The following is a 21,846-nucleotide window of genomic DNA, read 5'->3' on the forward strand; positions in this document are numbered from 1 at the left end:
GGCAAGTGCAGCTGGATGCACCGATATATGGGAGATGGACTATGAGAATTTTATTTCGAATGACTGCCCCGATGCTGCTGGCTACATTGGCAGGATGCGCCGCAATTTCCTACGCCAAGGATAATTATGCGGGGATTTCACCCCAGCAGTACAAAGCAGCCAATGGCGACAGATACACCATCTATGACAATATCGCGCAAAGCCGGCTAATGATCGGGCCGGCAGGCAGCGCTTCTGCTACCGAAGGGTTCGTCAAGGGTCTGGGTCTGAGTTCCACGCCTCCCGTCGTCTACCGCGATGCTGCCGAACAATATTTGCGTTCTACCGAGCGCAACTGCACCGCGCAGGATGTGACTCTTATCCTCGATCCGCGCTACGAGGTGCGCTATCGCTGCGACCGGACACGCGGACCTTCCGATGTGCTGCTCGGCCCGGTCCGGCCCGGCTAGAGCCTTCCATGCTTGAAGGCTCCAGGATCGATTGGATCAGATTTGTCCTGATTCATTAACCCTGTCTTTACCTTGATCATTCACCTTGTTCTCAAGCGCGATTTGTACGGCGTACGCGCTTCCAAGGTTTCTTGCCACGCGTCATCAATTCGTCGCAATGGCAGGCTAATGATTACACATAGCGAATAGCTTATTTCCATTTTTGACCACGGATGTACTGGCACTGATGTCGAGGTAAGCTTAGGAAGGTCGGGTAGCTCCCGGCCTTTTGCTTTTTGATCGCCGCAGTTCGATGCCTAAAACTCCGGTCGCCTGCGTTACGCCCGATAAAAATCAACTTGAACATTTGTGACATTCCCGTGAATAATGGCCCTAGAGCAAATTTTGTCTGGATAGACAAAATTTGCTCTAGGGGTTCGGGACAGTTAAACAGATGTTGAATGAGACGATAGCCGGGGATGCGGTGACCCAGACGAGATTTCTGACACCGGACAATGTCAGCGCGGTGCTGAAGGGCCTGCCGCTCAAGGCACAGGCAGCGTTGCGCGCTGCAGCCCACCTGCCACGAGGCACCTTGACCATCACCACGCCCGACCGAAACGTCTTCAAAGTGGGCGGGCGCCAGCAAGGCCCGGATGCCTCGGTTGTCCTCCATAACTGGAACTTGCCGCGCAGAGCCTTTGCAGGCGGCACCATCGGCGTTGCCGAATCCTATATGGACGGCGATTGGGACAGCCCCGATGTCACCACTTTTCTCGAGCTCTTTGTCGTCAATGAAGAGGTGGGTGAAGACCTTGCCGGTGGTTCCAACTGGTTTATCAACGCCGTGCAGCGCCTGCGCCATTGGCTGAACGACAACACGAGAGGCAGGTCACGCAAGAATATATCGGCACACTACGATCTCGGTAATGCCTTCTACAGAGAATGGCTCGACCCGACGATGACCTATTCCTCGGCGCTCTTCGATGAAGGTGTCAATGATCTCGAAGCAGCCCAGACCGCCAAATACCGGGCGCTCGCCAACAATATCGGCATCACCGCCGGGTCGCGGGTTTTGGAGATCGGCTGCGGCTGGGGCGGTTTTGCCGAATATGCAGCACGTGAGATCGGCGCACATGTCACCGGGCTGACCATCAGCCGCGAACAATTCGACTATGCGACCCAGCGCATCGAAAAGGCCGGCCTTTCCGGCATGGCAGAAATAAAATTTCAGGATTATCGCGACGAGACCGGCAAATATGACCATATCGCCTCGATCGAGATGTTCGAAGCGGTTGGCGAGAAATACTGGCCGGTGTTCTTCGGCAAGGTCAAGGATTGCCTCAATCCCGGAGGCAGCGCCGGGATGCAGATCATCACCATCAATGACAAGAGCTTCGATCGCTATCGTAAACGGCCGGATTTTATCCAGCGCTATGTCTTCCCGGGCGGAATGCTGCCGACGCCGGAGAGGCTGAAAAGCCTGGGCAAGCAGTTCGGCCTCGACCTCTACCGCGAAAATATCTTTCCGCAGGATTATGCCCGCACGCTGGCCGAATGGCGCGAGCGCTTCTGGGGTTCATGGGACCAGCTGCGCAGTCTCGGCTTCGATGGCCGCTTCAAAAAGCTCTGGGAGTTCTACCTGTTTTATTGCGAGGCCGGGTTTCGTTCCGAATATATCGACGTGCGGCAGGTGTTCTACAAATCATGACCAGCTCGCTCGATGAATCCTTTGAGCGGATCTGGACAATCGCCGAATCGCTGCACCTGCCCGAGCTTGTGCGCGGCACCACCCATGGCACACCCTCGTTGAAGGTGAAGACCTCGTTCATAGGGCGCATGAAAGATTGGGAGACATTTGCAATCCATTGCCCGCTGGAGGAGAAACCGCTGCTGATGGAGAGCGTTCCGAATATCTATTTCGAGACCGACCACTACAAAGGCTGGCCCTACATTCTAATGCACCTGGAAGCTGTTTCCGACGCGGAACTTGGCCATCGGATCAAACTTGCCTGGCATGCCAGGGCGCCGGCGAAAGTCAAAAAAGCGCTCGCAGCGGGATGACGAATTGCGGGATCCAACTCTAGAATGACCAAAGCCAAATCCCGAAGATCTTTAAGCAGCAAAGTCCGGAATTCACGCAAGAATCTCCGATTCTCAACAAGAAAGTGCGATTATTGCGCAAATTTTCAACGCTGGGATGAAATTTGGTTGTGGCGACGCGAAATAGCGCTAGCTCGCAGTCTCGATCAGCGCCGTTTCAACGCCCAGACCGGTGCGATCCGCCACTTCACGCAAAGCAAAGGATGAGTTTATCTTCGTAACGTGCGGCATGGCCGATAACCAGAATTTGTGTATCCGCTCGTAATCCTCAAGATCTTTTGCAGCAATGCGCAAGAGATAATCATATTCACCCGACATCAGATAGCACACCAATACATTGGGGCACAGTTTTACTGCGGTCTCGAATTCCCGCAGCTGTTTGTCCGCCTGGCCCGACAGCGAGATATTGACGATGACGATAACCGGGTGACCGAGCATCTTGTTGGAGAGACGTGCATGATAGCCACGGATGACGCCCGATTTCTCCAATATATCCAGCCGTCGCGAGCACGCGGACTGCGACAGGCCGACCTTTTCCGCAAGAGTCGCATTCGACATGCGACCATCTTTCTGCAGGCTGTCGAGAATAGCGATATCAATCCTGTCCAATGACATTTTTCGAACTTTTCCCTTATATCCGGACATTCCGCGCAAGGATATTCGAAAAATCACGCAGCGTCGAGCCGTCTTGGCAAGGACATGCCACATGATTTGTGCTGTTATATTTGCCTCAAAAGGGAACATCTAAAAGCGAACAGGAGACGTCATGCGCATAGGCTGCCCAAAGGAAATCAAAAACCATGAATATCGCGTCGGCCTCACTCCGGGCGCCGTACGCGAATACATTGCCCACGGCCATGAAGTCATTGTCCAGTCCGGAGCTGGCTTAGGTATTGGCGCCGACGATGGCGCCTATCAGGCGGCAGGCGCAAAAGTCGTCAAGACCGCCGAAGAAGTCTTCCAGCAGGCAGACATGATCGTCAAAGTGAAAGAGCCGCAGCCTTCCGAATGGGCGCAGCTTCGTGAAGGTCAGCTCCTTTATACATATCTCCATCTTGCTCCGGATCCGGAACAGACCAAAGGTTTGCTAGCCTCCGGTGTCACCGCTATCGCGTATGAAACCGTCACTGATGACCGCGGCGGCCTGCCGTTGCTTGCGCCAATGTCCGAAGTTGCCGGGCGCCTTGCCATACAGGCCGGTGCGACTGCTCTTCAAAAGGCCAATGGGGGCCGAGGCGTACTGCTTGGCGGCGTTCCCGGCGTCCTGCCCGGTAAGGTCACCATTATTGGTGGCGGGGTCGTCGGCATCAACGCTGCCATGATGGCAACCGGCCTTGGCGCCGACGTTACTATTCTCGATCGCTCGATTCCGCGCCTGCGCCAGCTGGACGACATTTTCCGCGGGCGTATCCACACGCGCTACTCGACCATCGAAGCCCTTGATGATGAAGTGTTTTCTGCTGATATCGTTGTCGGCGCCGTATTGATTCCGGGTGCTGCCGCGCCAAAGCTTGTGACGCGCGAGATGCTCTCGGGCATGAAAAAAGGTGCGGTTATCGTTGACGTTGCGATCGACCAGGGCGGCTGCTTCGAGACATCCCATGCGACCACGCATTCCGAACCGACTTATGAAGTAGACGGTATTATCCACTACTGCGTCGCCAACATGCCGGGCGCCGTGCCTGTCACCTCCGCTCACGCACTGAACAATGCGACTTTGCAGTACGGCCTGCAGTTGGCTGATCGCGGCGTCAAGGCTCTCGTCGACAATCCACATCTGCGCAATGGCCTTAACGTTCACAAGGGACGCATCACCAACCAGGCTGTTGCCGAGGCACTCGGCCTCGAGATGGTCGAGGCAAGATCGGCAATAGCTGCCTGATATTGCTGCGTAAAATCTAAAGCGACCCTAGAGCAGAAAGGGAAGTTTGCTCTAGGGACGAAACGGAAGGTCGTTTTCAATAGCCGGAGCGGAGTGACTTGCGGTAGTGAGCACCTGATCGCAGTCCGGGCTTGCTTCAGGCAAGTTCAATGCGGCACTGGAAGCAATTGTTTCTTGCTGATCGCATATGGACGTAGGCAATATCGTCACGTGCCAGCAATTCCTCGGCTCGGTCTGCAATGCCATCCGTCTTGATCACACCGCCGGTGCCGTAAACGATACGGTCCTGACGGGAATAGCCGCGCAGGATATAATCGCTGTTCTCGTTGAACATTTCCGGTAGTTCTGCAGTTTCCGCATGACGTTCACACGCGTCTGCGTGCAGGAATATTGGTCCTGTTTCAGCATAAGGTTGCGGCGCGGGAAATGGCCTATGCGACAACACCAGGTATTTTTCACCCGCCCTCACGTTCTGCAGACAATGCCGGCAAGGAACGCCATCCCCGTCGGAAGTAAAGACTTCGGGGGTCTGACCATTCGCGTCAGCACCGCCCGCTTGATAGTAACGGGCGAGTGTTGTCGTCATGGCAATAAATCGGATCGGTTTCATCGAGTGCCTCCTTTGTTAAAGCAAGGAAACACCTGATTTTGACTGCAAACCACCCGATTCCTGCAGAACGCTATTTCGTGACGTTGATGTGAACAGTGACGTAGCTGTAAACATCTCTGCCGATAAGGCCGGTTGATTTTGCTCTAGTCCCAGGCTTCGATTTCTGCTTCAGCAAAGCTGACCGGTTTGAAACCCATTCTTTGATACATTTGCAGTGCGCGTGGACTATCCAGCGTGTTTGTTTCGATGATCACCTTTTGCGGACTGCTCATCCATGCTGTCAAAATGGCTTCATTCAGGAAGAACTTTGCGAGCCCCCTGCCCTGGAATTCCGGTACCAGCCCGAAATAAAGGATTTCAGTGACGGCCTGCTCCTCATCGATGACAAGTTCAAAAAAGCCCGCCGGGGAACCGTCGGCGTAAAGGACATGTATATCGACGTTGTTCCGATGGATGATTGCTGCCAACTCTTCATCACTGAGACGACGATGCACAGACCAATGATGCGGCTTGCCGACCTGTTCATAGAGAAAGCGATAGAAGGGCAATGAAATCTTCGTCGCACGCATGAGTGCCAGTTTAAAACTGACAGGCGTCGGTACGGACTGCGTCGGCCGCTCCGTCATCTCCAGATGTGTCACGCGCGTCTTTAATATTCGCGGCTTCGTCATGGCTTATGCTTCGCCGGTAGCGACGGGAGTGTCTTTCGTTCCGCCCCATTCACTCCACGAACCATCATAGAGAACATTATCCTTATGACCCACCGATTCGAGTGCAAGCGTAATCACAGCGGCTGTTATTCCGGACCCGCAACTTGTCACGACCGGCTGCGACAAGTCCACGCCGGCATCATCGAAAACCTGGCGCAAACTATTGATATCTTTTAAATATCCATTTTCGGAAAGGCTTGACGACGGAACGCTGCGTGCGCCGGGCATGTGGCCGGATCGTAGTCCGGCGCGTGGTTCCGGATCGACACCCTTGAAGCGGCCGGCCGAGCGCGCATCGGCGATCTGCCGTGACTTGCTTTCAACGATCTCGCGCATATCCGTGAAACTTGCCACTTTGCCTGCGTCAAAGTTCGGGACAAAGGCCGAGGGGGCAATCTTGGTCACCTCGTCGGTGACAGGCCTGCCGGCGTTTTTCCAATTGTCGAATCCACCATCCAGGATTGATACGTTCTTTGCGCCAAACGTGCGAAACATCCACCAGACGCGCGGCGAAGTGGTCATTCCAGGTCCATCATAGACGACGATCGTATCCTCGTTGGTGATTCCCATGCTGCTGACGGCTGCTGCGAAGGCGTCCGCTTTGAGGAGAGTGTGCGGCAGCGATGAATCCGGATCCGACATCTCTTCGTGGTCGAAGAAAATCGCGCCGGGAATATGCCCAGCTTCATATTCGGCTTTGGCATCCCGATTTTGAGCGGGAAGATACCAGGATGCATCAAGAATACTGAGACCGGGCTGGCCAAGTCTTTCCTGCAGCCAATCAGCTGAAACCACAAAAGGGCTTTTGTCTGCCACGTTCATACTCCCTCTGGCAACGGACCGAAGCGGATACGGAACCGCCTGTTTTCCTTGCCTTTCTTTTCGATTTTTCCGATGTGGATCGCGCCAACTTCACCGGTCGTCGCGACATGCGTGCCGCCGCACGGCTGCGAATCGACTGAAGCGTTTTCGCCAATACAGACCAGCCTGATACGCCCCGTCCCTGTTGGCGGCCTTACGTTCTTGGATTTGATCAGGCCGGGATTTGCAGCGAGTTCGTCATCCGTAATCCACCGGGTGAAGATTGGATGATTGGCGTTCACCAGTTCCATCATCTTCTGGGTAACGCTTTCCTTGGTCACACCCGCGTCCGGCAGATCAAAGTCGACACGGCTGTCGTCTTCGCTGACTGATGCGCCCGTAATCGGAAACGGGCAAACAACGCTGAGCAGATGGCACGCCGTATGCATCCGCATCAACTTGTAGCGCCTGTCCCAATCGAGGCGCAGGCTGAGCTTTTCGCCGATCGCCGGAACGGGTTGGTCGGGCGCCGGTACGTGGATGATCTCTTCCTTGGTCTCACCGGTCACAGTTGCGGCGATGGTGATGGTCGAGCCATCGGAGCGAACGAAAACACCGGTATCGCCGGGTTGGCCGCCCGAAGTGGCGTAAAACACGGTCTGGTCAGTCAGAATGCCGCCGCGCTCGTTTATCGCCAATACTGTCGCGTCGATGGTTTTAAGATAAGAATCGTCGCGAAAAAGAATAGCCGTATCGTATGCCATCAGGATGCATTCTCGAAGGGAACGGATATATTGACCTTTGCTTCCATCCATGCCGGAACTGGCAAGTCCTTGGAACGTAAGAACTCGGGATTGAACATTTTGGATTGATACCGGTTACCGTAGTCGCAAAGCACCGTCACGATAATCTTGTCCGGACCCATATCCCGCGCCATGCGGATCGCGCCGGCAATATTGATCCCCGACGATCCCCCCAAACACAGCCCTTCTTCCTCCACAAGATCGAAGACAATCTCCAGCGCTTCAGCATCGGGGATCTGATAGGAAAAATCTGGCGTAAACCCTTCAAGATTGGCCGTAACGCGGCCCTGCCCGATGCCCTCGGTAATGGAATTTCCTTCGGATTTGAACTCGCCGGTCGTGTAATAGGAAAACAGCGCCGCACCCAATGGATCGGCAAGTCCGATCTTGATATTCGCGTCCCTGGCTTTCAGTCCTTGCGCTACCCCCGCGAGTGTACCACCCGAGCCCACCGCGCAGATAAACCCATCCACTTTGCCATTCGTATCGCGCCATATCTCCGGTGCCGTTGTTTCCACATGCGCCTGACGATTGGCGACATTGTCAAACTGGTTGGCCCAGACGGCCCCATTCGGCTCGGTTTTTGCCATCTGCTCCGCAAGACGGCCGGAGACCTTTACATAATTATTCGGATTCCTGTAGGGAACAGCGGGCACTTCGACCAACTCGGCACCGAGAAGACGGAGGGCATCCTTCTTTTCCTGGCTCTGCGTTTCTGGTATGACGATGACAGTTCGGTAGCCAAGTGTCTTGGCAACCATTGTAAGCCCGATACCCGTGTTACCCGCCGTGCCCTCGACGATCACGCCACCTCGTCTTAAAAGTCCTCGTTCCTCGGCGTCGCGAATTATGTAGAGCGCTGCGCGATCCTTGACGGATTGGCCCGGATTCAGGAATTCGGCCTTGCCGTAAATTTCGCAGCCAGTGAGGTCGGAAGCCTTCTTGAGACGAATGAGCGGCGTGTTTCCGATGGTGTCAATCACTGAATCATACATAGGCCAAGTCCTTCATTCTGCTTGGCTTGAACCTATTTGTCCCGATCAAACCGTTCAAGCATAGAATTTTCAAACCAGACGATATGCGGATATTTGTTTTAGGGATGCATATGAAAAAGCCGCCGACACCATGTGCCGGCGGCCTTATAATACGTCAGCAGAAACTGTTAAGCAGCCCTTACGCCGAAGCCTTTTTTGTTCCGGCGAAATGGGCGCTTCTGTGCGGGTGCACCTGCATCATTGCTCCATACCTTTTCACCACGTGGCTTGCCAGCCGACTGGCCGCGATGCGGCTTCTTACCGGGCGCAGCGTTACCGCCTTCGCGACGCGGCGGACGCTGGTCGCTATTGGCAGCACGAGCAGGAAGGCTCGAAAGGTCAACAGGCGAATCCGCCATCGGGAGACGCATGCGCGTAACGCGTTCGACAGCCTTGAACTTGGAAGCCTCTTCCGCCGGATCATAGAGCGTGATCGCCTTGCCAGATGCGCCGTTACGGCCAGTACGGCCGATCCGATGGACATAGCTTTCTGGCTCGTCCGGCAAATCGAAATTGATCACGTGGCTGATACCAACAACGTCAATGCCTCGTGCGGCGATATCGGTTGCGACCAGAATGCGGACGGAACCATCCTTGAAGCCGTTCAACGCGCGCTGGCGCGCATTTTGCGACTTGTTGCCGTGAATGGCCGCAACATTATAGCCGTCTTTCTCCAGAACGCGTGTAACCGCGTCAGCGCCATGCTTGGTCCGGGTAAAGACGATAACTGACGACAAGCCCTCATCCTTGAGCATGGCAGATAGAACCTGCTTCTTCTGCTTCGTCGGAATCATGTGCACGACCTGCTTGATCTCGGCAGCCGTCGTACCCTGCGGCGCGACTTCCATACGAACGGGATTACGCAAGAGGCTTGCAGCCAATGTGGCGACTTCCTGCGGCATTGTCGCGGAGAACAGGGCCGTCTGGCGATCCCGATGCGTGCCCTTGGCAATGCGCTTCACATCGTTGATGAAGCCCATGTCGAGCATGCGGTCAGCTTCATCAAGCACAAGCCAGCGCGTTTCCGAGAGATCGACACGATTGTCACGCACAAGGTCGGTCAATCGCCCTGGGGTTGCGATCAAGACGTCGACACCGCCCTGCATCTTGTTGATCTGGGCAATGCGTGAGACACCACCAAGCACGAGCGCGGTCGAAATGTGCGCGCCTTTTGCCAAAGTGCGAAACGTCTCTTCGATCTGCACGGCAAGTTCGCGGGTTGGAGCAAGGATCAGCGCGCGTGCAGTTTTGCCCTTACGCTTGTCACCGATGGTGAGAATTTTCTGCAGGATCGGCAAGGCGAATGCCGCTGTCTTGCCGGAGCCGGTTTGGGCGATACCAAGAATGTCCTGACCGGCGAGCTGTGCCGGGATGGCCTGTGTCTGGATGGGCTTGGGAGCAGCCATTCCGGCCGCCTCGACTGCTTTGAGCAGGATGGCATTCAGACCCATGGCGGCAAAGCCAGTTTTTTCAATAGTTTCCAATTCAATCTTCTTTCATTGGCCGGCGCGAATGATCGCGGGCCACACAACGCATCACAGGGCGCAACCTGCGTGCAATAATTTTGGGATAAACGACGAGACGCGAGGAACCCTGTGCCAATGGCCCTGGATTCACGCGACTTGCGCAGCCGTGCCCATCGCATCATGCGGATGGATCTCAGACGCCACGAAGTCCTTAACTGGAAGACCGGGTTGCCCGGTCCAAGCGCCTGATCGGCATATGGGCCTTCTTATGACAAAAAGCAAACGATTTTATTGTGCGGCGCAAAAGGACTGAACTATTTAGCGAAGCGCCTGGCACCCGCCACGCATAGTATCACTGCAACGGTGACGGCGATCATTGGCCAGCTGACGGATTCGTGCAGCAGTGTCGCAGCAAGAACCAGCCCAAAGAAAGGTTGCAGCAACTGCAGTTGACCGACGGCCGCAATTCCGCCTTGAGCCAGCCCGCGATACCAGAAAATGAAGCCTATCAGCATTGAAAAGAGCGAGACATAGAAGAGGCCAATCCAGGCGGGCTGCTTGATGATCGTCAAATCCGACGGGAAAACATAGAGGGTCAGGGGCAGCATGACTGGCAACGAGAGGACCAACGCCCAGCAGATCACCTGCCAGCCCCCTAGTTTACGAGACAATTGCGCACCTTCTGCATAGCCAAGTCCGCAAACGACAATAGCCGCGAACATCAAAAGATCGCCAGTTAGCGATGCCGCGAAATTCTGCGTCAGTGCAAATCCAGCAACGAGCAGGCTGCCCGCACAGGAAAACAGCCAGAACAAAGGACGCATGCGCTCACCACCGCGCAATACACCAAAAATGGCAGTCGCAAGTGGTAGAAGCCCGATAAACACAATGGAATGAGCTGACGTGATGTGACGCAGTCCCAGTGCGGTCAGAAGAGGAAAGCCAACGACGACACCCATGGCGGTGATAAACAACGGGACGAAGTCCGTCCTCGCCGGGCGCTTTTCGCGGAAGGCTAGTAGCAGGGCAAGCGCCAGCGCAGCTGCAATCGTAGCACGCGCACCGGTCACGAAGATGGGATCAAATCCAGCAACGGCCGCACGTGTCGCCGGCAGCGATCCACTGAAAATGAGTACGCCGATAAATCCGTTGATCCAGCCGCTTGTTATCTTGTCCATATTTTCTCTGCCCTACGATCACATCGTGAGCTGTATCCACCGGGCGCCATAGATTTTCCAGATACGGTACAGTACAATACACGCAAACTGTGATGGGATGGTGAGCAGTACAGATGGACAAAACCGTTGAACTCAAGTTGGAAGGCGGTACGCTCGTCAATCGCGTGATGCACGAGGTTCGTCAACGCATTGCCGGGCGCGCTCTCACGCCGGGAGCAAAGCTTCCATCAATACGCAGTTTCGCCGACACATTGTCCGTATCGAAATCGACAATTGTCGAGGCGTATGACCGGCTCGCGGCCGAAGGCATCATCTTGTCGCGACGCGGCTCGGGCTTTTTTGTCGCCGGTCATCTGCCGCCTCTGTCACTGGCTAAAATCGGACCGCGGCTTGACCATGCAATTGATCCTCTTTGGGTGTCGCGCACGTCACTGGATGCAAATAACAGCACGGCAAAGCCCGGCTGTGGTTGGTTGCCTTCCTCATGGATGCCTGAAGCAGGAATTCGTCGCGCCCTGCGCGCCGCGGCAAGGGCGGATGTGTCCTCCCTAACCGACTACGCCTCGCCGTTAGGGTTGAAACCATTGCGCCAATTACTCGCACGCCGCATGGATGGACATGGCATTGAGGTGGTTCCCGACCAGATCATGTTGACGGAGTCAGGCACGCAGGCAATCGATCTTCTTTGCCGTTTCCTGATTGAGCCGGGAGATGCTGTAATCGTGGATGACCCGTGTTATTTCAACTTTCACGCCTTGCTCAAGGCGCATCGGGCCAAGGTAATCGGGGTGCCTTACACCCCAAACGGTCCCGACCTCGATCAATTTGCGGAAGCGCTTTCGAAACACCGGCCTCGCCTCTACATCACCAATTCCGCCCTGCATAACCCCACCGGCGCAGTGCTTTCGCCCCTCGTCGCCCACCGGCTACTCAAGCTTGCAGAACAGCACGATCTGACAATCATCGAAGATGATATTTTTGCCGATTTTGAACACGAGCCAGCACCGCGGCTTGCTGCGTTCGATGGGCTCGACCGGGTCGTGCATATCGGCAGCTTTTCCAAGTCGCTATCGGCATCTGTTCGCTGCGGCTTCGTTGCTGCCCGGCACGACTGGATCGTGGGGCTGGTGGATTTGCGTATAGCTACATCCTTTGGCGGCGGACGCCTCAGTGCAGAACTCGTACTGTCCATGCTGAAGGATGGAAGCTATCGGAAGCACATGGATGGCCTCCGCACCCGTCTCGCACGGAGCATGGGCGACACAATAGCCAAGCTAAGGCCGCTCGGTCTGGCTCCCTGGATCGAATCGCGCGGCGGCATGTTTCTGTGGTGCCGACTACCGGAAGGCGTCGACGCCGCGAAGATCGCGCAACGCGGCCTGGCAGAAGGCCTCATTTTTGCGCCGGGCAATGTGTTCAGCCAGTCGCAGGCCGCATCTTCCTACATGCGTTTCAATGTGGCGCAGTGCAACGACCCGCATATTTTCACGGTGCTGGAAAGGCTGATCGCCGATCAGACTGCTTCTGCGAGTTTTTGAAGAGCCAGGATAGTTCGCCAGTTTCGTGCGGTGAGCGGCACTTTCAGCACCTTGTCGAGCGCGAGGGCAAGTTTCGAAATGCCAAAACCGTCGGGCGTGTAGAGATAAAGAACACGATTCCTGACAGTAAAACTTTCGGTCTCACTCGCCTTGCTGGCAAAATTTTCGAGCGCGGGGTCAGTAGGATCGTCGTCAAGAATGACGGCGTGAAGCGATTTTGGATTTTCCTGCGCTTGGGGATAGGGATTCTTCGCAATCAGACAGTTCCATTCATCAGCACTACGGATAGTGACACGCGATTCAAAACTGAACGTTTTCAAAAAAATGCCCGAAATTGCCTCGGCGATCTGGCGAGCCGTCTTGTTGGACCTGAGAACGACGTTGCCGCTTTGTACGTAGGTCTGCACACCTTCGAAGCCCGCCTCGACAAGCACGTTACGCAGCGTTTCCATCTTAACTTTTTTGTTGCCGCCAACATTGATGCCGCGAAACAGCACAATATAGATAGTCACTTTGCATCCCCCGCCATTTGCGCAGCCAAATGGGCTAACTTGAGGACTGTATTCCAATTTCTCGCTGTAGCTGCAACTTTCAATGTTTTTTCAATTTTAGGATGCAGTCTTGCATTCGAAACGCCTTGCGGCGTGTAATAGTACAGCACCCCTCCCCTTATCTCGAACTGCTCCGGGCCTAGCGCTTTTTGCTCCAACGCTTGCACCGCCTCTGCGTCAGGTGTCCGCTCCAGAATATAGGCATGAAGCTTGGCCGGTTCACTCACAGCCAGCGGGAATGGATTTTGGGTAATGACCTTGGACCATTCCGCCCTACTAACGATCATGATGTGCTTGGAGAAGCCAAAATGGTCCAGCGCGATCTTAGCCACGCGCTCGACAATACGCCTTGGGCTGTCGTTTGAGGTAAGAATGACATTGCCGGTATTGATATAGGTTACGACGGACTCAAAGCCTTCCTCGATCAGTGCCGCTTTCAATGGCTGCACAGGGAGCAATGTATCACCGCCGACACCACGGAACAGGATGATCCAGCAGGTCACTTTGCCTCCTCAGATGATCAATCCGGCGATAGTCTCGTTATCGGTGATGTCCTGATAGGCCCAACCGGCCTCATCGAAACGTTTGAACAGCATGTCGAAATTGAGCTTGTTCTTGGTTTCGATACCGATGAGGACGGACCCGAAATTGCGCGCGGACTTTTTGAGGTATTCGAAGCGCGCAACGTCATCGTCCGGCCCCAAAAGGTCAAGAAACGAGCGCAAAGCGCCGGGCCGCTGTGGAAAACGGAAGATAAAATACTTCTTCAATCCCTCATATCGCAGTGACCGCTCCTTGAGCTCCGGCAGGCGCTCAAAATCGAAATTGCTGCCGGATATGACCAGAACGATCCGCTTGTTCCTGATATCGCTTTTCTTAAAATCCTTGAGTGCATCGATGGCGAGAGCGCCGGCAGGCTCCACGACGATCCCCTCGATGTTGAGCATCTCCAGGATAGTCGAGCTCAGACGATTTTCTGGAATCAAAGTGACAGAGTCTGCCGTGAAGCCTTTGAGTAACTTGAAGTTTTCGCGGCCAATTTCTGCAACTGCGGCGCCGTCAACGAAATTGTCCACGGTGTCGAGTTTGATACGCTTGCCTGCTTCGAGGCTGCGTTTCAGACTTGGCGCACCGGCTGGTTCAACGAAGCGGAAGCGGGTCTCCCAGCCAAGATCGGCGAGATAGCGTGTAACGCCACCGGAAAGCCCGCCACCTCCGACAGGCAGGATCATCAGGTCTGGCTTGCGTTTGTCCGGCAGCTGCGTGGCGATCTCATGTGCCACGGTTGCTTGTCCAGTGATGATATCCATGTGGTCGAAAGGCGGAACCATAATTGCCCCGCTCTCGGCAGCATAGTCCTGAGCAGCCGCATAGCATTGGTCGAAGATATCCCCGAACAGGCGAATTTCGATGAATTCGCCGCCAAAACTGCGCGTCTTGTCGATCTTTTGTTGCGGCGTCGTCACCGGCATGAAAACGACACCCTTTTTGGCAAAATGCCGGCAGATGAAGGCAAAACCCTGCGCATGGTTTCCGGCCGAGGCACAAACGAAGGACGAATCCTCCGATTTGTGCTCGCTCAGATAATGAGAGATGAAGTTGAACGCCCCACGGATCTTGTAAGACCGCACAGGCGACAGGTCTTCGCGCTTGAGCCAGATCTGTGCACCATATTTGTGGGAGAGATAATGGTTGAGTTGCAGCGGTGTTTCGGGAAAAAGCACGCGCATTTTTTCCGTCGCACGATCCACGGCCTTGATGAATGCAGTCATAGGAACAGGTCAACCTTCTCGAATGTCCGGACGTCGATAATCCCGACATCAGATATACGCAATTCCGGAATGACAACCAGCGCCAGCAGCGAATGCTGCATGTACGCATTGTTGAGAGTACAGCCCATCGCGCGCATGGCGTTGACGAGTTTATCAGCCTTTGCAGCGACGATTTCGGCGCGCTGATCAGACATCAGGCCTGCGATCGGCATTTCCACCATGGCAAGTTCTCGGCCCTTGGAGAACAGCACCACACCACCGCCAACTTCACCAAGCCGATTGGCAGCTTTCGCCATATCGTCCTTGTTGGTGCCAACCACGATCATGTGATGGCTGTCATGAGCGACGGTTGAGGCCATAGCGCAATCCAGGGTATAGCCAAAGCCTGAAACAAAGCCGTTGACCACCTTCCCCGTACCACGATGCCTCTCGACAAGAGCGATTTGGCAGACATCATTGCGCCGATCCATCTGGACGATGCCGTCGGAGACTGACAACTCCGCTTCCAATGCTTTCGTCGGCGCCTGGTTTTCGATGACCCCGATCACACGCGCGGTAATCTGCTTTGTGGGTTTCGGAGACTTGATATCGAAATCCTTGGCCTTCAAATTTTTCCCGAGCTTGATCGTATTCTTGGCGAATGCCGGATAGTTGTAGGCCGGAATCTCAGCGACGAGCTTACCTTTTTCCGCCACGAGCACGCCCCGCGCGTAAACACGGTCGATCGTCAGATTTGGCAAGTCCGATACGATAAGGAAATCTGCAAGTCGTCCCGGTGTGATCGAGCCGATCTCCCGCTCCAGCCGAAAGTGCTGCGCTGTATTGAGCGTCGCCATCTGGATCGCCGTCACAGGCTTTAGCCCCTGGGCTATGGCGTGACGCACAACACGGTCCATATGACCTTCATTTACAAGCGTTCCGGAGTGACTGTCATCAGTGCACAGGATAAAATTGCGCGGATCGAGACCCTGCTCCGTGACCGCTTTGATCTGGCGGGCAACATCGTACCAAGCGGAACCAAGACGGAGCATAGCCCGCATACCCTGACGCACACGGGCGATGGCGTCCTCCATGCGGGTACCTTCGTGATCATCTTCAGGACCACCGGCAACATATCCATGAAAGGCACGTCCAAGCTCAGGCGATGCGAAATGCCCCCCAACAGTCTTTCCGGCGTTGACAGTGGCGTCGATGCCACCCCGCATGGTTGCGTCATTGTTGGCGACGCCAGGAAAGTTCATTACCTCGCCGAGACCGATGATATTGGGCCATGTCATCGCTTCGGCAACATCATCGGGGCTTATAGAGGCACCTGCATTCTCCAATCCCGGCGCAGATGGAACGCAACTCGGCATCTGCACGTGCACATTGATCGGCATGGCCAGCGCTTCGTCATGCATCAGGCGGACGCCATCGAGCCCCAGCACATTGGCGATCTCGTGCGGATCGATAAACATCGACGTAGTGCCGTGAGGAATGACGGCCCGCGTAAACTCAGTCACCGTGACCATACCGCTTTCAACATGCATATGCGCGTCGCACAGACCAGGCACGAGATAACGTCCGCCCGCGTCAACGACTTTGGTTTTCGGCCCGATGCAATGTTCCGCTCCTTGTCCGATAAAAGCAAAGCGTCCGGCCACGATGGCAACATCGATACCTGCTATGATTTCTCCGGAATAGACGCTTACCAACCGACCGTTGCGGACAACCAGATCCGCATCCTTGCGGCCCATAGCAACATCCACGAGCAACGGGGCTGATTCCGTCCACGTCGCTGGTTTGCCTGCCGGTTTGCCCATCGTCATCACTCCGATCGCCTGATCTCTCCGAATATGCATATACCAAAAAACAACGTCACTGGGCTGTTCACAGTAGAATTCTCAAAAAATTCGGGGAAATCCATGAATTGCTTGACAGAACCCTGATCGTTGCGTCCGATAGTCTCATGCGCCGCGTCGAAAACGGTATTGCCATGACCGGGGAGAAAATGTTGGCATGTCCGACTGCGGCAATTCATAAGCGTAATTCTGGGAGGAAATTTAATGCTCAAGCTCGTTACATCACTGGCCGCCACAGCTGCCATTGCTCTGATCACCGGTAGCGCATTTGCGCAGGGTTATCCCGAACGCAGTATCACCATGGTCGTGCCGTTCGCGGCGGGTGGTCCAACCGATACCGTTACCAGACTTGTCGCCGAAAGCATGTCAAAGGACCTCGGTCAGCAAATCATTGTGGAAAATGTCGGCGGAGCGGGCGGCACGCTGGGAGCCTCCCAGGTAGCCAAGGCAGAGCCGGATGGATACACGCTGTTGTTGCATCACATCGGCATGGCAACCAGCGCCACGCTATATCGCAAGCTGCCCTATGACACGCTCAACGCCTTCGAATATGTGGGGCTTGTCACCGATGTCCCGATGACCATTGTAGCAAAAAAGGACTTCGAGCCGACTGATCTCAAAGGCCTTGTCGAGTACGTCAAGGCAAATGCCGACAAAATCACCCTTGCGAATGCCGGAATTGGCGCTGCCTCCCATCTCTGCGGGATGTTGTTCATGAGCGAGATCAAGACGCCGCTGACAACTGTGCCTTACAAGGGCACTGGTCCTGCCATGACAGATCTCCTGGGTGGTCAGGTGGATTTGATGTGCGACCAGACAACCAATACAACCAAACAGATTAAAGGGGGTACAATCAAAGCCTACGGAGTCACATCGGCCAAGAGGCTTGATGCCCTTCCCGACCTTCCAACCGTTGCGGAAGCCGGCCTGCCGGGCATGCAGGTGGGTATTTGGCACGGTATTTACGCACCGAAGGGGACGCCCACAGAGGTAACGCAGAAACTTTCGGCATCCCTGCAAAAGGCATTGAAAGACCCCAACGTCATCGCCCGGTTTGCTGAACTGGGCACGGTACCGTCGACTGATGCGGAGGCAACGCCTGCAGGGCTGAAGTCGAAGCTTGAAAGCGAAGTGACCCGCTGGAAACCGGTCATAGAAGCGGCCGGTCAATACGCTGACTAATGGAACATGGGCCGGGAGTGGGAGAGAGCTTCCGGCCTTTTATGGAGTGAAACGGCGGCGGGGAACCTATGAAAGATCTTAGTTTTAGTTTGCGCGATTTGATCTGCGGCGTTCTGTTTATATTTACAGGCCTTTTCTTTGCAATACAGGCCTATGGCCTTGAACTGGGCACAGCACTCCGCATGGGACCAGGTTATTTTCCGTTTGTCTTGGCCGGAATCCTTATCCTTCTTGGCATAATCGTCATCATTCAAGGCACTCAGCTACAGCATGAACCAATGGGCCCAATTGCATGGCGTGGTTTGCTCTTTATTTTGCCGGCACCGATCCTGTTTGGCCTCACCGTTCGTGGACTAGGCTTCGTGCCATCGCTTTTTCTCACGGGACTGGTCGCGGCTTTTGCAAGTACGAAGATGCGCCCCGGAACCGCGCTCTTGCTGGTTGGCGGTCTGACATTGTTTTCTGTAATCGTGTTCAGTTACGCGCTCGGCCTGCCCTTCCGGCGTTTTGGCCCTTGGCTTGGGCAGTGAGGCCGCGAAATGGATCTTCTTAACAATCTCGTTCTCGGATTTGCGACGGCGGCTTCGCCCTACAACCTTTTGTTCTGCTTTATCGGGGTCATCCTCGGTACGCTTATTGGCGTACTTCCCGGGATCGGTGCGACGGCGACGATCGCCATGCTTTTGCCTATCACCTTTCAACTCGAACCAGTCTCGTCACTCATCATGCTGGCGGGCATCTACTACGGTGCACAGTATGGCGGCTCAACGACCGCCATCCTGATCAACATGCCGGGCGAATCCTCGTCGGCAGTTACTGCTATCGATGGATACCAGATGGCGCGAAAGGGCCGCGCAGGGGCCGCACTTTCAATCGCGGCTTTAGGTTCGTTCTTTGCCGGAACAGTGTCGACCATCCTGGTTGCTGTGTTTGCTCCGCCCTTGACGGCCGTCGCTTTGAAATTCGGGTCGCCCGAATATTTCTCGCTGATGATCGTTGGCCTCGTTTCCTCCGTCGCTCTCGCCCATGGTTCCGTCGTCAAAGCACTCGGCATGGTGGTTCTTGGCCTGCTACTCGGGCTCGTTGGGACAGATATTTATACCGGTACCCCCCGATTCAATCTTGGAATTCTCGAATTGTCCGATGGGTTGAATTTCGTTGCGCTTGCAGTCGGCGTATTCGGCATCGCCGAAATTCTCCGTAACCTTGAAAACGAGCACGACCGCGATGTGATGATCAAAAAGGTCACCAATCTGTGGCCAACGCGACAGGATTGGAAGGAAATGACCGCACCGATCTTGCGCGGGACGGTAATTGGCTCCGCCCTCGGCATCTTGCCCGGCGGCGGCGCAATACTTGCGTCTTTCGCATCCTATACGGTGGAAAAACGCATCTCGAATACGCCGGGCGAATTTGGCAAGGGCGCTGTCGCGGGGGTGGCCGGCCCTGAATCGGCCAACAATGCCGGCGCGCAAACATCGTTCATCCCAATGCTGACGCTTGGCATACCGGCCAATCCGGTCATGGCCTTGATGATCGGCGCCATGATCATTCAAGGTATCGTTCCTGGTCCCAACGTTGCCACCGAACAACCGGCCTTGTTCTGGGGGATCATCGCCTCCATGTGGATCGGAAATCTCATGTTGATTCTGCTTAACCTGCCTCTGATCGGACTTTGGGTTAAGCTGCTCACCATCCCCTACTACATGTTGTTTCCAGCTATCATCGCCTTCTGTTCAATCGGCGTTTACAGCGTCAATTCCAATGTGTTCGATCTATATGCTGTCGCCTTCTTCGGCCTCATCGGTTACGGGCTGGCCAAACTCCGCTGCGAACCGGCACCCCTGCTGCTCGGCTTTGTGCTTGGACCGCTTCTGGAGGAGCATCTTCGTCGGGCAATGATCATGTCGCGCGGCGATCCCATGACCTTCCTCAATCGCCCTATCAGTCTTGGGCTCTTGTTACTCGCAGCAGCCGTTCTCGTGGTCGTGCTGCTGCCGAGCATCCGCAAGAAGCGGGATGAGGTTTTTGTCGAAGACTAGGTCACCGGGTCCAGCGGTCCTCACTTTGCTGGAACGATGAAATAGCTTACCCGCGCTGACTGATCGGGATAATATTTATACGTGAGATCTACCTGTTTGACGTCTGCTGGCGGCGCGGCGACACCGGCGCCGTTCAATAAGCTTAGCACGGCCGGATTCATCCCGTCGCCGAACCAGACAAAAAGCGCCGGGAAGCGGATACGTGACACTGCATTCGGCATTTCAAGATGTACCGGAATGATCGAACCGTCGAAAAGACGCAGATTTCCCGGTAATTGCGGACCATTTGACACAACGGTCTGGTAAGTCCCCGCGGCGCGCGTCACGGCGAAAAGCTTCGCGTAGTCCAGCTGGCCGATAGAAGGCGCCTTACCGTCACGAGCATACAGAATATTGACCGCCAATCCTGGAATTACGATAAGGCCGCAGATCACACCGACGATCGCGAAGCGTTTCAACGGCAAGTCAGTTCGGATATTGCGCCCCAAAACCATTGCCAAATAAAGCGGGCTCAAGAACAGAACCGGCTGGAGCCAGCGATCTTTCACCTCGGCAGCCCCGCTGATGAGGACTCCAACAAAAACAGCCGCCAGTGCAAACAACAAGGTTCGGCCTACGAATTTCTCCGCGTCATTCCAGGGACGTGGCGAAGAGATTTGGTCCGCCCGACTCCGCCACCAGACAATTGCGAAGAAAACCAGCGCTATTCCCGAGAAGAGAACACCATTGAGGAAGAGCTTCCACTCGCCGTGAAGACGACTGAGAACGAAATTACCGCCCTCGCCTATCTCGAATTTATGTGACCGCGCCAACAGGTTCTCTGTATGCGAAAGCGTCCACAGGCCTGTAGGTGCTATGGCTGCAATGAAGACAAGCAGCACCAGAAAGCTCTTTCGCGTCAAAAGAACGGCTCGATATTCAGGAATGGAAAAACCAGCCAGAACGAGCCCGATGAGGAAGAAACTGGCGTTGAATTTTCCGAGCAGACCCGAAGCGATGCCAAGCCCTAACAACGCAGCAGAATGCCAGGAGCGGGATTTCATGTGCCAGGCGAAGGCGAGGAACGCCCATGCGCAGCCGGTGGTGCCTCCTACTGAGTGAGTTAGCGTCCGTTGCGATTCCCACGCGATCTGAGGCAGCAGGAATATGCCTAGCATGCCAGCAGCAGCCACCGATTTAGACAGACCGAGCAGACGTGCGCCGAAATAGACACTGACAAACGAACTCGCAAGCATACCGAACTTGACGAGATAGATGGTAAACATGCTGATTCCGAAGAGATTTCCGGCGATGCTGTTTATCCAGGTATAGAGCGGCGCCTGCGACCCGCCATACCCCCACTGCAGCGCACCGACATAGGCTAATTGCTCAGCGTCATCAACTCCCGCGCCATTGGAAATCGTCGTCAGAAAAAAAACCTGGAACGCAAAATAGAGAAGGATCAGCAAGAGTGCCGGATTTCGTGACGCTACTTTCGTCAAATTTGCGAGCGGAAATTGAAATGGAACAGCGGACATAGCGATTTCTTTGCTTCGAAGACCTCGCGTTCTAGTCCAGGTTGCAGCTCAAATCCACCAGAGATTGAGACCCGGGTGTAGAGTGTTGGTTTGACCGCAATGGCAGGGTTAGCTTGAAATGCCGCTTTTCGGCCGAGCTCATCCGTCATATCGCAAATCACCGTTGACGGAATCGTCTTAACCGTTGAAAAGCATAAATGCGCGGACGTGGTGAAATCGGTAGACACAACAGACTTAAAATCTGTCGGCCATAGGTCATGCGGGTTCAAGTCCCGCCGTCCGCACCAGTGCTCAAGTGCCGCTGGTTTTGACCTTTGCTCCTTCGCCTTGCCTGAGCGAAATGGCTTGCGACGATCCGTTTGGAGAATTACGGTCGCTTTCCCGCTAG

The 21,846-nt window shown here is 55.0% G+C and carries 21 protein-coding genes and 1 tRNA gene; 9 read left to right on the top strand and 13 right to left on the bottom strand.

Annotated features, from left to right (window positions below; genetic code table 11):
• Positions 1-41: 41 nt before the first annotated feature.
• From J2X72_RS06470 to J2X72_RS06480, 3 genes are all read left to right on the top strand, one after another.
• Positions 42-449 (top strand): hypothetical protein, encoded by a 408-nt coding sequence (locus tag J2X72_RS06470; RefSeq protein WP_310069845.1) that lies wholly within the window; start codon positions 42-44, stop codon positions 447-449.
• Between the two features lie 433 nt (positions 450-882).
• On the top strand, positions 883-2,139 hold the full coding sequence (locus J2X72_RS06475; RefSeq protein ID WP_310069848.1) for a cyclopropane-fatty-acyl-phospholipid synthase family protein: 1,257 nt from the start codon (positions 883-885) through the stop codon (positions 2,137-2,139).
• On the top strand, positions 2,136-2,492 hold the full coding sequence (locus tag J2X72_RS06480; RefSeq protein WP_310069850.1) for a hypothetical protein: 357 nt from the start codon (positions 2,136-2,138) through the stop codon (positions 2,490-2,492). Before J2X72_RS06475 ends, J2X72_RS06480 begins: the two co-directional genes overlap by 4 nt.
• 168 nt (positions 2,493-2,660) lie before the next feature.
• Here J2X72_RS06480 and J2X72_RS06485 read toward each other — a convergent pair whose 3' ends face one another.
• Entirely contained in the window at positions 2,661-3,146 is a 486-nt protein-coding gene (locus J2X72_RS06485) for an Lrp/AsnC family transcriptional regulator (RefSeq protein WP_114428935.1), read from the bottom strand.
• Between the two features lie 151 nt (positions 3,147-3,297).
• On the opposite strand from J2X72_RS06485, the gene ald reads away from it, so the two are divergent.
• Positions 3,298-4,413, top strand: a complete 1,116-nt coding sequence (gene ald, locus J2X72_RS06490) for an alanine dehydrogenase (RefSeq protein ID WP_310069854.1) — start codon at positions 3,298-3,300, stop codon at positions 4,411-4,413.
• Between the two features lie 136 nt (positions 4,414-4,549).
• Here ald and J2X72_RS06495 read toward each other — a convergent pair whose 3' ends face one another.
• The 7 genes from J2X72_RS06495 to J2X72_RS06525 all read right to left on the bottom strand — a co-directional run bounded on the left by J2X72_RS06495 (position 4,550) and on the right by J2X72_RS06525 (position 11,015).
• A complete protein-coding gene (locus J2X72_RS06495) occupies positions 4,550-5,023 on the bottom strand; it encodes a DUF1203 domain-containing protein (protein WP_310069855.1) in 474 nt (157 codons plus the stop codon).
• Between the two features lie 143 nt (positions 5,024-5,166).
• Positions 5,167-5,694: an N-acetyltransferase gene (locus J2X72_RS06500; protein WP_210001363.1), complete on the bottom strand. Its 528-nt coding sequence runs from the start codon at positions 5,692-5,694 to the stop codon at positions 5,167-5,169.
• 3 nt (positions 5,695-5,697) lie between these two features.
• Positions 5,698-6,549: a 3-mercaptopyruvate sulfurtransferase gene (sseA, locus tag J2X72_RS06505; RefSeq protein WP_310069860.1), complete on the bottom strand. Its 852-nt coding sequence runs from the start codon at positions 6,547-6,549 to the stop codon at positions 5,698-5,700.
• 2 nt (positions 6,550-6,551) lie between these two features.
• Positions 6,552-7,298 (bottom strand): alanyl-tRNA editing protein, encoded by a 747-nt coding sequence (locus J2X72_RS06510; protein ID WP_310069863.1) that lies wholly within the window; start codon positions 7,296-7,298, stop codon positions 6,552-6,554.
• On the bottom strand, positions 7,298-8,332 hold the full coding sequence (locus J2X72_RS06515; RefSeq protein ID WP_210001357.1) for a cysteine synthase A: 1,035 nt from the start codon (positions 8,330-8,332) through the stop codon (positions 7,298-7,300). Before J2X72_RS06515 ends, J2X72_RS06510 begins: the two co-directional genes overlap by 1 nt.
• A gap of 167 nt (positions 8,333-8,499) precedes the next feature.
• Positions 8,500-9,822: a DEAD/DEAH box helicase gene (locus J2X72_RS06520; RefSeq protein WP_310070999.1), complete on the bottom strand. Its 1,323-nt coding sequence runs from the start codon at positions 9,820-9,822 to the stop codon at positions 8,500-8,502.
• A 329-nt stretch (positions 9,823-10,151) separates the two neighbouring features.
• Entirely contained in the window at positions 10,152-11,015 is an 864-nt protein-coding gene (locus J2X72_RS06525; protein ID WP_310069867.1) for a DMT family transporter, read from the bottom strand.
• 113 nt (positions 11,016-11,128) lie between these two features.
• On the opposite strand from J2X72_RS06525, the gene J2X72_RS06530 reads away from it, so the two are divergent.
• Positions 11,129-12,553, top strand: coding sequence for a PLP-dependent aminotransferase family protein (locus J2X72_RS06530; RefSeq protein ID WP_310069871.1), 1,425 nt, complete (start codon positions 11,129-11,131; stop codon positions 12,551-12,553).
• Here the strand turns inward: J2X72_RS06530 and J2X72_RS06535 are convergent.
• Genes J2X72_RS06535 through ade form a run of 4 tightly spaced genes read right to left on the bottom strand, consistent with a single transcriptional unit; the run spans position 12,529 to position 16,684 of the window.
• Positions 12,529-13,065, bottom strand: coding sequence for a DUF1697 domain-containing protein (locus J2X72_RS06535; RefSeq protein WP_310069874.1), 537 nt, complete (start codon positions 13,063-13,065; stop codon positions 12,529-12,531). The genes J2X72_RS06530 and J2X72_RS06535 overlap by 25 nt on opposite strands.
• On the bottom strand, positions 13,062-13,607 hold the full coding sequence (locus J2X72_RS06540) for a DUF1697 domain-containing protein (protein ID WP_310069877.1): 546 nt from the start codon (positions 13,605-13,607) through the stop codon (positions 13,062-13,064). The genes J2X72_RS06535 and J2X72_RS06540 overlap by 4 nt, the downstream gene beginning before the upstream one ends.
• 9 nt (positions 13,608-13,616) lie before the next feature.
• The gene (ilvA, locus tag J2X72_RS06545; protein WP_310069880.1) at positions 13,617-14,876 is read right to left on the bottom strand and encodes a threonine ammonia-lyase IlvA; all 1,260 of its coding nucleotides are present in this window, start codon (positions 14,874-14,876) and stop codon (positions 13,617-13,619) included.
• Complete coding sequence (ade, locus tag J2X72_RS06550) at positions 14,873-16,684, bottom strand: adenine deaminase (protein WP_210001344.1); 1,812 nt, start codon at positions 16,682-16,684, stop codon at positions 14,873-14,875. The genes ilvA and ade overlap by 4 nt, the downstream gene beginning before the upstream one ends.
• A gap of 237 nt (positions 16,685-16,921) precedes the next feature.
• Here ade and J2X72_RS06555 point away from each other — a divergent pair, with 237 nt between their 5' ends.
• The 3 genes from J2X72_RS06555 (at position 16,922) to J2X72_RS06565 (ending at position 19,941) form a co-directional block, all read left to right on the top strand.
• On the top strand, positions 16,922-17,899 hold the full coding sequence (locus J2X72_RS06555; protein WP_210001342.1) for a tripartite tricarboxylate transporter substrate binding protein BugD: 978 nt from the start codon (positions 16,922-16,924) through the stop codon (positions 17,897-17,899).
• Between the two features lie 68 nt (positions 17,900-17,967).
• Positions 17,968-18,429, top strand: a complete 462-nt coding sequence (locus J2X72_RS06560; RefSeq protein WP_210001340.1) for a tripartite tricarboxylate transporter TctB family protein — start codon at positions 17,968-17,970, stop codon at positions 18,427-18,429.
• A gap of 9 nt (positions 18,430-18,438) precedes the next feature.
• Positions 18,439-19,941, top strand: coding sequence for a tripartite tricarboxylate transporter permease (locus J2X72_RS06565; protein ID WP_210001338.1), 1,503 nt, complete (start codon positions 18,439-18,441; stop codon positions 19,939-19,941).
• 20 nt (positions 19,942-19,961) lie between these two features.
• On the opposite strand, the gene J2X72_RS06570 is transcribed toward J2X72_RS06565, so the two are convergent.
• Entirely contained in the window at positions 19,962-21,458 is a 1,497-nt protein-coding gene (locus J2X72_RS06570; protein WP_310069885.1) for a glycosyltransferase family 39 protein, read from the bottom strand.
• Positions 21,459-21,659: 201 nt separating this feature from the next.
• On the opposite strand from J2X72_RS06570, the gene J2X72_RS06575 reads away from it, so the two are divergent.
• Positions 21,660-21,745, top strand: a tRNA-Leu gene (locus tag J2X72_RS06575).
• Positions 21,746-21,846 lie beyond the last annotated feature (101 nt).

The sequence above is a fragment of the Phyllobacterium sp. 1468 genome, assembly GCF_031455525.1.
GTDB lineage: Bacteria > Pseudomonadota > Alphaproteobacteria > Rhizobiales > Rhizobiaceae > Phyllobacterium.

Coding starts and splice junctions, on each gene's coding strand:
- J2X72_RS06470 (WP_310069845.1), top strand. CDS start 42: ATGAGAATTTTATTTCGAATGACTGCCCCGATGCTGCTGGCTACATTG.
- J2X72_RS06475 (WP_310069848.1), top strand. CDS start 883: ATGTTGAATGAGACGATAGCCGGGGATGCGGTGACCCAGACGAGATTT.
- J2X72_RS06480 (WP_310069850.1), top strand. CDS start 2,136: ATGACCAGCTCGCTCGATGAATCCTTTGAGCGGATCTGGACAATCGCC.
- J2X72_RS06485 (WP_114428935.1), bottom strand. CDS start 3,146: ATGTCATTGGACAGGATTGATATCGCTATTCTCGACAGCCTGCAGAAA.
- ald (WP_310069854.1), top strand. CDS start 3,298: ATGCGCATAGGCTGCCCAAAGGAAATCAAAAACCATGAATATCGCGTC.
- J2X72_RS06495 (WP_310069855.1), bottom strand. CDS start 5,023: ATGAAACCGATCCGATTTATTGCCATGACGACAACACTCGCCCGTTAC.
- J2X72_RS06500 (WP_210001363.1), bottom strand. CDS start 5,694: ATGACGAAGCCGCGAATATTAAAGACGCGCGTGACACATCTGGAGATG.
- J2X72_RS06510 (WP_310069863.1), bottom strand. CDS start 7,298: ATGGCATACGATACGGCTATTCTTTTTCGCGACGATTCTTATCTTAAA.
- J2X72_RS06515 (WP_210001357.1), bottom strand. CDS start 8,332: ATGTATGATTCAGTGATTGACACCATCGGAAACACGCCGCTCATTCGT.
- J2X72_RS06520 (WP_310070999.1), bottom strand. CDS start 9,822: ATGGGTCTGAATGCCATCCTGCTCAAAGCAGTCGAGGCGGCCGGAATG.
- J2X72_RS06525 (WP_310069867.1), bottom strand. CDS start 11,015: ATGGACAAGATAACAAGCGGCTGGATCAACGGATTTATCGGCGTACTC.
- J2X72_RS06530 (WP_310069871.1), top strand. CDS start 11,129: ATGGACAAAACCGTTGAACTCAAGTTGGAAGGCGGTACGCTCGTCAAT.
- ilvA (WP_310069880.1), bottom strand. CDS start 14,876: ATGACTGCATTCATCAAGGCCGTGGATCGTGCGACGGAAAAAATGCGC.
- ade (WP_210001344.1), bottom strand. CDS start 16,684: ATGACGATGGGCAAACCGGCAGGCAAACCAGCGACGTGGACGGAATCA.
- J2X72_RS06555 (WP_210001342.1), top strand. CDS start 16,922: ATGCTCAAGCTCGTTACATCACTGGCCGCCACAGCTGCCATTGCTCTG.
- J2X72_RS06560 (WP_210001340.1), top strand. CDS start 17,968: ATGAAAGATCTTAGTTTTAGTTTGCGCGATTTGATCTGCGGCGTTCTG.
- J2X72_RS06565 (WP_210001338.1), top strand. CDS start 18,439: ATGGATCTTCTTAACAATCTCGTTCTCGGATTTGCGACGGCGGCTTCG.
- J2X72_RS06570 (WP_310069885.1), bottom strand. CDS start 21,458: ATGTCCGCTGTTCCATTTCAATTTCCGCTCGCAAATTTGACGAAAGTA.